Raw genomic sequence first — 10643 nt, 5'->3', positions numbered from 1 at the left:
GCCCCCCTTAATTCGGGAAGAAAAGTGACGGTAGCCATATAGATAATATCCTAAACGGTTAAGGGCAACAGAAAATATTTCTCCAGTACTTTCAATACCTTCTCCTTGCTGCCCGCCAACTTTCCAAGAAAGTTGATTGATCATAGATTCCACTCCTTTAAAATGTCCTGATAAAGTAGACTGCTAGTTCATCTATTGAATATTTGAAGATTGATTAAATAAACCGTTTCAATTGTAGTCCTATTAGCAGTAAAAAGCAAGTATTTTACGATCATTTTGACACATTTTATACATATTTCTACTAATTTCGACTCTCAGCCCACAACCTATGATAATAATTTCTCCAGTTCTTAAAGAAAATTTTGTTCACAACCTCTTCTGAATATCGTTTCAAACATTCATTACGCAGGTTTATAATGTTTCCACTATGCTCAAGTCCAACTACCGTTTCATCAATCCCGTCAAAGTCCGAACCGAAACCAACAAGATCCTCCCCTCCTAAGGCGAGCATATACTCTAGGTGATGTAATACATTGGTTATAGTCACTTCTTTTTGCGAGCTTAAAAAATAAGGAACGAAGGTAATCCCTACTATTCCCTTTGTTTGAAAAATGGCTTTTAGTTGATCTTTGGTAAGATTTCTTGGATGATTGCATAGTTCTTTTGCATTACAGTGAGAAGCCATCACAGGTAGGCGAGAATGTCCAATGCAATCCCAGAATCCTGGTTCAGCTAGATGTGAAACATCAATCGCCATATGTAATCGGTTCATCTCTTCTATCAATTCAAATCCAAAATTCGAAAGTCCAGCAGGATGTCTTTCGCGCACACCGTCCCCTGCCTCATTTCTATAGTTCCAGGTAAATCCAACACTCCTTACTCCTAGACGGTAAAAGGTTCTAAGATATGTTAAACTCCCCTGAAGAGGCTCAGCTCCTTCAATTGCCAGAAGGACATAAAGCTTTTGGTCATCTGGAGTTCTTTTTGTTTTCTCAAGAACTGACAGATCCGTGATTAATTCAATATGGGGGTTCTTCGGAAGAATCTCATGGTGAAAAATATCTAACATTTCTAGGGCAGCAAAATGTCTAATTTCCTTTGGTGTTTCTGGCGGAACAAATATCGCCATCGTTTGTACTTTTACTCCTCCATGCTGCAATCGTTCAAAAGAACAATGCAGTTCCTTCGTTTTCTGAAAAAAAAGTGAATAGTTCTTCTTCCTCCACATCTGATATAACACATCACAATGACCGTCAAATAGATGAATCATCCCTTATCACCTTGCTTTCCCTGATTTTTAAAAAATATTCATGTATAAAAAAATATCCACACAAAAACCCGTCTGCTTCAGGCAAACAGGTTTATGGTTCATTTCTTATTAACGTGGTTCTACAATCAATTTAATGGCAGTCCGCTCTTCGCCATCAATCAAAATATCAGTGAAGGCTGGAATGCAAATGAGGTCTACACCACTTGGTGCTACAAATCCTCTTGCGATTGCTACGGCTTTTACCGCTTGATTGAGTGCACCAGCTCCAATTGCTTGTATTTCGGCGGCTCCGCGTTCTCTAATTACTCCTGCTAGTGCACCAGCTACAGAGTTAGGATTGGACTTTGCTGAAACTTTTAATACCTCCATGAAATTTGAACCTCCTTATGTTAATGATTGTTACCACTCTATCTATATTCGGTAGGTTCTTATAAAATTCCTCCTATTAGAGGTAAAAGATTCGCAAAATTCTACATATTTTTCTATAGAAAACAAGAATTGATGCCTACATTCGCCTTATTTCTCGCTTCTTCGCAAAAGCTATTCGTAAAACTCGTGTTCCTCATCAATTCGAATACGATTGATTTTATTCGCCTTCCCCGTCTTAGGATCTAAATCAATAATCAAGGCATTTAATTGAACTGGACCCTCTTTCACTACTTCAAAACGAGCTGGCAGGGAGGTTAGGAAACGATATAAGACTGCTTCTTTCTCCATACCCAAAATTCCGTTACGCGGACCTGTCATTCCTACATCCGTTAAATAAGCCGTACCATGAGGAAGGACTCTTTCATCTGATGTCTGCACATGAGTATGTGTACCAACAACAGCAGTCACCCTGCCATCTAAGTACCAGCCCATTGCTTCTTTCTCAGAGGTTGCCTCCGCATGAAAATCAACAAATATAATAGGAGTTTCCTTATGTATTTTCTCTACCAGCTCATCTGCTTTTTTAAATGGGCAGTCTAGAGGGGGTAAAAAGGTTCTCCCTTGTAAATTAATAACTCCTACCTTGTATTGATTTACTTTCACTATTGTATAACCATGTCCTGGTACACCTTCGGGAAAATTTGCAGGTCTGATTATATTTTGAGTCTTATCTAGATACTCTCCTATGTCCCGTTTGTCCCATGTGTGGTTGCCTAGAGTAATCACTTGAGCACCTTGTTCAAAAAAGCTTTTAGCGATTTCTTCCGTGATTCCCTTTCCTGCCGCAGCATTCTCACCATTAACAATCGTAACTGTAGGATTGTATTTGCGTTTTAATTTTGGTAAATATGTTTTGATCATTTCTCTTCCTGGTGAGCCTACTACATCTCCTATAAACAAAAGTCTCATGGGTATCCTCCAGTCTATTTCTCTTCATTGTCTTCTCAGTATCATCCCTTGTTAAAGATTATACAAAATTTTATACTTTCTTATTCAGAAAAAAATAAAGTGGCTGGAAGGCCACTTTATTTTGCATATTCAACCGCTCGAGTTTCTCGTATTACTGTTACTTTGATATGACCTGGATAATCAAGCTCAGCTTCAATTTTCTTGGTAATATCTCTTGCTAAGCGGTACGATTCCACATCATCGATCAGATCAGGTTTTACAATAATACGGATTTCTCGTCCTGCTTGGATCGCATAAGACTTTTCGACCCCTTCAAATGACTCTGAAATCTCTTCTAATTTCTCAAGCCTCTTAATGTAGGTTTCAAGTGTTTCGCGTCTCGCACCTGGTCTTGCTGCCGACAATGCGTCTGCAGCTCCTACTAGTAAGGAGATAATGGAAGTTGGTTCTTCATCTCCATGGTGAGAAGCAATTCCATTGATGACGACTGGATGCTCCTTGTATTTCTTAGCAAGTTCAATCCCGATTTCAACGTGACTTCCTTCCACTTCGTGATCGATTGCTTTCCCGATATCATGTAACAGACCCGCACGCTTGGCTAGAGTGACATCTTCACCTAATTCAGCAGCCATTAACCCAGCTAGGTAGGCAACTTCCATCGAGTGTTTTAATACGTTTTGACCATAGCTAGTTCTAAATCTTAATCGACCTAAGATCTTGATAAGGTCTGGATGTAAGCCATGCACACCTGTTTCAAATGTTGCTTGCTCACCATATTCACGTATGCGCTCGTCCACTTCACGGCGAGACTTTTCCACCATTTCTTCGATACGAGCTGGATGAATTCGACCATCTGATACTAGCTTTTCTAGTGCCGTTTTTGCTACTTCTCGACGAATTGGGTCAAATCCTGACAGGATTACAGCTTCTGGGGTGTCGTCGATGATTAAGTCAATTCCTGTCAATGTTTCTAACGCTCTAATATTTCGGCCTTCACGACCAATAATACGTCCCTTCATCTCATCATTAGGAAGTGCAACAACGGAGACAGTGGATTCAGCAACATGGTCAGCAGCACAACGTTGGATCGCTAAGGAAATAATCTCACGAGCTTTCTTTTCCGCCTCTTCCTTCGCCTCATTCTCAATTTCTTTGATCATGATCGCTGTTTCGTGACGTACTTCAGCTTCCACGCTCGCCAGAATGGTTTGCTTAGCTTCTTCAGTAGTTAAATTAGAGATCCGTTCTAATTCAGCCTGTTGAGTCTTATATAACTCCTCCACTTTGCTTTCCATCTCTTCAATATGTCGTTGTTTTTGGTTAAGGGATTCTTCTTTCTTTTCTAGAGATTCAATTTTTCGATCTAGAGTTTCTTCCTTTTGAATCAGGCGTCTCTCTTGACGCTGAATCTCGTTACGTCTATCGCGTATTTCTTTTTCAGCTTCAGTGCGAATTTTATGAACCTCATCTTTTGCTTCTAGAATCGTCTCTTTCTTAAGAGCTTCAACCTCTTTCAAAGCATTCTCACGAATTTGTTCAGCTGCTTCTTCGGCACTTGAAATTTTAGCTTCCGCTATAGATTTGCGAATAAAGTATCCAACACCTACACTGACAATAGCAGAGATTAGCAAAGCGAAGATTTCCACAAGTGGGTTATCAATCATTATCTTCACCTCCTCTTGCTATTATGTTGGTTCTTCTGAAAATACTTTACAATTCCATTTCATTTTTCATCGCTATCAGCAAAACATTTTAAAAAATAAATAGAAAAGAAATGAAACTCATTATAAATTGTGCAATTTCATTGTATATTTGTCCCCTAGCAATGTCAAGACTCTTCCAAGTCTAGCGAGTATAATCTCTACTGCTGATCTGTTTTTTGCAGTAAATGCCGATATATTTGTTGGATCAATTCCAAAGAGTACCCTTTTCTCATTAAGTATTGAAATAACTTGCTTCGATTTCGAGGCTCTGAAAAATCCTTCAGCATTCTCACCTTTTTTTCTGCGAGCTGTAGGCAAGCATTCCATTCTACTTCGTCGTTGATATGCTCCAATGCCTGTTCAATCCACAGGGGAGCAACTCCCTTTTCTTTTAATTCTTCGCGCAAGACTCTTTTTCCACGTTTTTTGTATTCACTGCGTTCCGTACACCATTGAATGGCAAAACGTAAGTCATCTATCAAGCCTTGATCTATCCATTTGCTAATGACATCTGAAATAAGGTCGAGATCAAATTCTTTACTACTCAAGTGGGTTTCCATTTCTTTTTTGGTTCTTGCTCGGTAGCTTAAGTAGCGAAGACCCGCTCTTTCTATTTTTTTCTTTTCTTCTTCAACTAGGATCTGATTCAAATAGGCTATGGTAAGCTCTTTTCCTTTAAGAAGCCTACAGGAAACAAGAACATCCTCATGAACAGAAAAAGCATATTGGTCATCTATATACACGTTATAGCGGTGAGAGTTCTTTTTTTGCTGTTCAATTCTCGTGATCTTTCCTGTTTCTTGATCATTAAGCATAAGTAACATCCTCTCAGAGTGTGACTCTCGACACAACCTAAAGTAGCCACCCATCAGCTGGAGTTTCTATTCCACCTAATGGTTATAAAGTAAAGGGGGCTATATTAGGAGAAAAAGCACCTATCCTTAAGATAGATGCTTTTGTATATACAATTCAATCACTACTCTAAATCTAAAGCCAGCTCATCATCGAGTTGATCTTCATCAACAGTCGTTTTCGCAGCTACCTTATCTAGTTCATGGTGCTGACGAATACGCTTTTCAATCTCCAAGCAAAGGGCAGGATTTTCTTTTAAGAATTGCTTCGCATTTTCTCTACCTTGTCCTAATCTTTCATCATTGAAAGCATACCAAGCCCCGCTCTTTTGAACAATATCTAGCTCAGATCCGATATCTAAAATGCTACCTTCTCTTGAAATACCTTCACCGTACATGATATCTACATCCGCTTGCTTGAAAGGTGGAGCCACCTTGTTCTTAACCACTTTAATTTTTGTCTTGTTACCCACCATATCATTGCCTTGCTTAATCGTTTCCGCACGACGCACTTCTAAACGCACGCTGGAGTAAAACTTAAGTGCTCTTCCTCCCGGAGTTGTTTCAGGGTTTCCGAACATAACTCCTACCTTTTCACGAATCTGGTTAATAAAGATAGCAATGGTTTTTGATTTATTAATCGCTCCAGATAATTTACGCAAAGCTTGAGACATCAATCTTGCTTGAAGTCCAACATGGGAATCACCCATTTCTCCTTCAATCTCTGCTTTTGGAACTAAGGCAGCAACTGAGTCAATAACAATAATGTCAACAGCACCACTACGAACAAGAGCTTCGGCAATTTCAAGTGCTTGCTCTCCAGTATCCGGTTGAGATAATAAAAGTTCATCTATATTTACACCTAATTTACTAGCATATAATGGGTCTAAAGCATGCTCAGCATCGATGAAAGCAGCTTGTCCTCCATTACGTTGAACTTCGGCGATGGCATGTAAAGCAACGGTTGTTTTACCAGAAGATTCAGGACCATAAATCTCAATAACCCTACCTCGAGGGTATCCACCTACCCCTAGAGCAATATCTAGAGCTAATGCCCCACTAGAAATGGTTGATACTTGATTTATAGCAGCTGATTCTCCCAGTTTCATAATGGACCCTTTACCAAATTGCTTTTCAATTTGTCTTAGAGCCATATCAAGCGCAGCGCGACGATCTGACATATTAAAACCTCTCCCTTACCATTGAATAAATACTATATTCATATGATACTCTTTTTTTGAAGGTTTGCCAATAGATTTATCGAACATTTATTCTCATTTTTTATAGGTTTCTCTTTTTGCTCTATCTTGATTCGGGGTATATTCACGCTTTTCTCTTGGTGGTCTTGGTTTGGCTGGTTCTAGGTTTACCCTTGCTCCATTGATCCGTGATTGTCTAAGTGCTTCGTAAACAAAAGGAGCCACATCCTCAGGAACCTCTAAGAACGTAAATTTTTCAAAAATATCGATACGTCCAATCGCCTTCCCAGGAATTCCAACTAATTCTGAGATTTCTTTGATCAGATTTTGCGGGCTCATATTTACATTTCTACCCACATTCATAAAGAAGCGAACCATCCCTTTAGATGCACCTGTTTCACCAAAGTCATAAGAATCCTCAATATTAAGTGGAAGTGAATCAGAGTAGGCAATTCTGAGTAGGGCACTAGCAATATCTTTCAGTTCATATTGATCCGTTAAGCTTTCGACTACTTCATAGAATAAGGATTGATCTTCTCCCCGTTCGATGACCTCAGCAATTTGGTTTTTCCAGTTTTCCTTCTGCCTGACTGTAATCTCTTCAAGCGTAGGCAGATCCTTCGCTGGGATCGGTTGCTTGATCTCAAGTTCGATTGAACGAAGATGCTTCATTTCTCGTGGAGTGACCAGGGTAATCGCCAATCCCTTACGCCCTGCTCTACCTGTACGTCCAATTCGATGTACATAACTCTCAGGATCTTGAGGAATATCATAGTTGATCACATGGGAAACATTTTCAACATCAATTCCTCTCGCCGCAACATCTGTTGCGATTAAGAATTCAATAGAAGAGTCTCTAAATGATTTCATGACTTTGTCACGCTGTATCTGACTTAAATCTCCATGTAAAGCATCTGTTAAATATCCCCTTGTTTGCAAAGCTTCAGATAGCTCGTCAACACCGCGCTTGGTGCGACAGAAAATAATACCTAGCTCAATCTCCTGGCTATCTAAAATCCTGCATAAGCTTTCAAGCTTGTTTTTTTCCAATACTTTGTAGTAGGCTTGATCGATCAAAGGAGCCGTAACCTCACTGCGATTAATGGAGATAATCTTTGGGTTTTGCATATAACGATGAGTTAGCTTTTTGATCTCTGGAGGCATCGTCGCAGAGAATAACAAAGTTTGGCGTTCATTACTTACTTGCTGTAGGATCACTTCAATATCATCGATAAAGCCCATATCGAGCATCTCATCAGCCTCATCTAGAACAACCATTTTCACATTTTGCAGAATTAATGTTTTTCTTCGAATATGATCAAGAATTCTACCAGGAGTTCCAATCACAACCTGTACCCCTTGCTTCAACGCCCGAATCTGATGTCCGATGGATTGTCCTCCATAAATAGGCAAGGTTTTTACTCTTTTGTATTTAGATATTTTTTTCAACTCTCCCGATACTTGAATAGCTAGTTCACGTGTTGGTGTCAAGATAAGAGCTTGAACATGAGGAGCAGTTGTCATCTTCTCAATGACTGGGATTCCAAATGCCGCTGTTTTACCCGTTCCAGTCTGCGCTTGCCCGATGACATCAACGCCTTCTAAAATTGTAGGGATACATGAAGCTTGAATCGGAGATGGCTCCTCAAATCCCATGTCGTGTATTGCCTTGATAATTGAATTATGTAAAGGAAAATCAGAAAAAATTTGCATAATAAATTTATTCACCTTTCTTTAGTTCATTAATTAAATAGGTCATCGCTAATTTTGCCGCGCGATCTTGAATAGCTTCCCTACTGCCAACCAGATTCACCTCACGGACGAAGCTACCTGTAGGAAGAGAGAAACCTATGTACACTAAACCGATGGGCTTTCCCTCTTGTTCTGTAGGACCTGCCACTCCGGTAATAGAAACACCAACATCTGTTACATACTGATCTTTTACCCTTTCAGCTAGATAGGTTGCGCTCTCTTGGCTAACAGCACCTGCCTTTTCCAAGGTTGCAGTTGGAACACCCAATTGCTGTTTCATTTGTACGGAATAACAAACTAAACCACCTTGAAATACTTCCGAAGCACCACTTACCTGGCTAATATAATGAGACAAAAGTCCACCCGTACAGCTTTCTGCTATAGAAAGTGTCCATTTTTTCTGGTTAAGGAGATGGACGACCACAGACTGAAGTATCTTGATCATATCCATACAGGTACTCACCTACTCGATTACGGATTTGTTGAATGACTGGCTCCATAATCAATTCCGCTTGTGTTACATCATCTGCAAAGCTGGTTACTCTAAGAGTCACTTCACCTTCTTTGGCTAAGGGCGCGATCGTCGGATTTGTCTGCTGATCAATCAGGTCCTGCAATTGAGTTTCTAGGGTAGATTCACCTATCCCACAGAAACGCAGCACCCTAGAGTGAACGACTTTATTTTCTGGTAGGAGCTGCATAAGATAGGGAACTGCATACTGAGTAAACATAGGCTGCAACTCCTTAGGCGGACCTGGAAACAATAAGTAATGCTTCGTATTCACCTCTACAGCCATTCCCGGTGCTAGTCCATGATAATTCGGGAATAAAATACATCCTTCAATCACCATGCTTGACGCTCATTGTTGGGGGTCATTATGATGTTTCTTTTGCTGAAAAAATTCCGTATCTGCTCCATTGCTTCCAAATGTAGTTCAAGAGTTCGCCCTAGATAACGAGCAATGGTTTCCTTCGTTAGGTCATCCTTTGTGGGTCCAAGACCGCCTGTAAAGATGAGTATATCAGAACGTTTTGAAGAGATTTCTAATTGTGTCTGTATCCGAGAGGGATTATCTCCCACAACACTATGGTAATAAACTGGAATACCAAGCATGGCAAGTTGTTCAGATATAAATTGCGCGTTCGTATTCGTAATTTGACCAAGTAACAACTCTGTACCAATTGAAATAATTTCAGCTCTCATGTGCAACTCCTTTGTTCGATCAAAAGCGTTTCTTATGTACTCGATAGAATGGATTATCTCAAAGTAATGCTTTAAAAAAGCAGAAAGAATATTGATCCTTCTGCATTTCCCTCAGTTTATTTTTGAGAACTTCTTTTAAACTGTATCACATTCTTATTCTTAACAAAATAATCAATTCCTGAATAGATCGTAATAATCACAGCAAACCACATTGCAATTATATCAAAAGGAATCGCAAGTAAAAAGAACGGAAAATTCTTAAGCATCACGACACAGATTGCTACAATTTGAACAATGGTTTTTGTCTTTCCTAGCTTACTTGCTGATATAACCTGACCGTCTGCAGAAGCCACAAGACGCAAGCCAGTTACAGCAAATTCTCGGCTAATAATGATAATCGCCATCCAAGCTTCAACACTCCCTCTTTCCACCAAGGAAATAAGAGCAGCAGTAATTAAAAGCTTATCCGCTAGCGGATCTAAAAATTTCCCAAGATTCGTAACGATTTTTCTTTTTCGTGCAATATATCCATCCAAACCATCCGTACTCGCAGCAATAATGAAAATAATTGTTGCAATGATCTCAGAATATGTAAGTACTACACCAGCAAACGTAACAGAACCCATATCAAACTTCACAAGCAAAAAAAGCATGATAACAGGTACAAGGAAAATTCGGGCTAATGTAATTTTATTCGCTAAGTTCATCAATTCTTCCCCCACGTAACAAGCTAGCATATCTCTAGTACAGTATAATATATGAAAAAATCAGTGTCAAAGAAGAAAGTCATGGCAAGTAACCATGACTTTCCATCATTTTTTTCAATTATCGATAGTTCACAAATTGAACAGCAATGGATAGATCTGCATCACGAATGAGCTGCATCACCTTCTGCAAATCATCTAAAGATTTACCCGAAACTCTCAGTTGATCCCCTTGAATTTGATACTTCACCTTTAATTTTGAATCCTTAATTATTTTCCCAATGATTTTGCTGCCTTCTTGATCAATCCCCTGCATCAAATCAATTTTTTGCCGTACCATTCCTCCAGAGGCACCTTCGATCTTGCCAAACTTCATGGATTTTATAGGTACATTTCTCTTAATTAATTTGCTTTGTAGAATCTCAACAACACTGTTTAATTTATACTCATCCTCAGAAAGAATCACTAATTGTTCTTTCTCTAGTTTAATATCACTTTTACTTCCCTTAAAATCATAGCGATTTTCGATTTCTTTCATCGCTTGTCGAATGGCATTATCAACTTCCTGTAAATCTAACTTAGATACGATATCAAATGAGCTTTCCTTTGACATTTTCCCTTA

10 protein-coding genes and 1 pseudogene are annotated in these 10643 nt (G+C 39.3%); all 11 read right to left on the bottom strand.

Annotated elements, in window-relative coordinates:
• Window positions 1-144: 2-oxoacid:acceptor oxidoreductase family protein (locus JCM10596_RS29275; RefSeq protein ID WP_148302646.1), on the bottom strand; the 144-nt coding region annotated here is incomplete at its 3' end.
• 157 nt (window positions 145-301) lie between these two features.
• The gene (locus tag JCM10596_RS19225) at window positions 302-1270 is read right to left on the bottom strand and encodes a dipeptidase (RefSeq protein WP_051541388.1); all 969 of its coding nucleotides are present in this window, start codon (window positions 1268-1270) and stop codon (window positions 302-304) included.
• A 108-nt stretch (window positions 1271-1378) separates the two neighbouring features.
• Window positions 1379-1639: a stage V sporulation protein SpoVS gene (spoVS, locus tag JCM10596_RS19220; protein WP_025028522.1), complete on the bottom strand. Its 261-nt coding sequence runs from the start codon at window positions 1637-1639 to the stop codon at window positions 1379-1381.
• A 171-nt stretch (window positions 1640-1810) separates the two neighbouring features.
• A complete protein-coding gene (locus JCM10596_RS19215) occupies window positions 1811-2608 on the bottom strand; it encodes a TIGR00282 family metallophosphoesterase (protein WP_025028521.1) in 798 nt (265 codons plus the stop codon).
• A gap of 116 nt (window positions 2609-2724) precedes the next feature.
• Window positions 2725-4272 carry a ribonuclease Y gene (gene rny / locus JCM10596_RS19210; protein WP_148302645.1) on the bottom strand — a complete coding sequence of 516 codons (1548 nt, stop codon included), beginning with the start codon at window positions 4270-4272 and terminating at the stop codon, window positions 2725-2727.
• 197 nt (window positions 4273-4469) lie between these two features.
• Entirely contained in the window at window positions 4470-5126 is a 657-nt protein-coding gene (locus JCM10596_RS26535; RefSeq protein WP_025028519.1) for a RecX family transcriptional regulator, read from the bottom strand.
• Window positions 5127-5287: 161 nt separating this feature from the next.
• The gene (gene recA / locus JCM10596_RS19200; protein ID WP_025028518.1) at window positions 5288-6343 is read right to left on the bottom strand and encodes a recombinase RecA; all 1056 of its coding nucleotides are present in this window, start codon (window positions 6341-6343) and stop codon (window positions 5288-5290) included.
• Window positions 6344-6436: 93 nt separating this feature from the next.
• Complete coding sequence (locus tag JCM10596_RS19195; protein WP_025028517.1) at window positions 6437-8074, bottom strand: DEAD/DEAH box helicase; 1638 nt, start codon at window positions 8072-8074, stop codon at window positions 6437-6439.
• A 7-nt stretch (window positions 8075-8081) separates the two neighbouring features.
• Window positions 8082-9317, bottom strand: a pseudogene (locus JCM10596_RS26530) (competence/damage-inducible protein A).
• 116 nt (window positions 9318-9433) lie between these two features.
• Window positions 9434-10024, bottom strand: coding sequence for a CDP-diacylglycerol--glycerol-3-phosphate 3-phosphatidyltransferase (gene pgsA / locus JCM10596_RS19185; protein ID WP_025028516.1), 591 nt, complete (start codon window positions 10022-10024; stop codon window positions 9434-9436).
• A gap of 118 nt (window positions 10025-10142) precedes the next feature.
• The gene (locus JCM10596_RS19180; protein WP_025028515.1) at window positions 10143-10634 is read right to left on the bottom strand and encodes a YajQ family cyclic di-GMP-binding protein; all 492 of its coding nucleotides are present in this window, start codon (window positions 10632-10634) and stop codon (window positions 10143-10145) included.
• Between the last annotated feature and the right edge of the window lie 9 nt (window positions 10635-10643).

This window comes from Caldalkalibacillus mannanilyticus JCM 10596 (assembly GCF_000615945.1).
Classification (GTDB): Bacteria; Bacillota; Bacilli; order Caldalkalibacillales; family JCM-10596; genus Bacillus_AT; species Bacillus_AT mannanilyticus.
Note: the sequence above shows the minus strand (reverse complement) of the source record. Positions and strands in the feature narration are given on the sequence as shown.

What these genes read in the sequence shown, in the direction of transcription:
- JCM10596_RS19225 (WP_051541388.1), bottom strand. Translation starts at nt 1,270, where the DNA reads ATGATTCATCTATTTGACGGTCATTGTGATGTGTTATATCAGATGTGG.
- spoVS (WP_025028522.1), bottom strand. Translation starts at nt 1,639, where the DNA reads ATGGAGGTATTAAAAGTTTCAGCAAAGTCCAATCCTAACTCTGTAGCT.
- JCM10596_RS19215 (WP_025028521.1), bottom strand. Translation starts at nt 2,608, where the DNA reads ATGAGACTTTTGTTTATAGGAGATGTAGTAGGCTCACCAGGAAGAGAA.
- rny (WP_148302645.1), bottom strand. Translation starts at nt 4,272, where the DNA reads ATGATTGATAACCCACTTGTGGAAATCTTCGCTTTGCTAATCTCTGCT.
- JCM10596_RS26535 (WP_025028519.1), bottom strand. Translation starts at nt 5,126, where the DNA reads ATGCTTAATGATCAAGAAACAGGAAAGATCACGAGAATTGAACAGCAA.
- recA (WP_025028518.1), bottom strand. Translation starts at nt 6,343, where the DNA reads ATGTCAGATCGTCGCGCTGCGCTTGATATGGCTCTAAGACAAATTGAA.
- JCM10596_RS19195 (WP_025028517.1), bottom strand. Translation starts at nt 8,074, where the DNA reads ATGCAAATTTTTTCTGATTTTCCTTTACATAATTCAATTATCAAGGCA.
- pgsA (WP_025028516.1), bottom strand. Translation starts at nt 10,024, where the DNA reads ATGAACTTAGCGAATAAAATTACATTAGCCCGAATTTTCCTTGTACCT.
- JCM10596_RS19180 (WP_025028515.1), bottom strand. Translation starts at nt 10,634, where the DNA reads ATGTCAAAGGAAAGCTCATTTGATATCGTATCTAAGTTAGATTTACAG.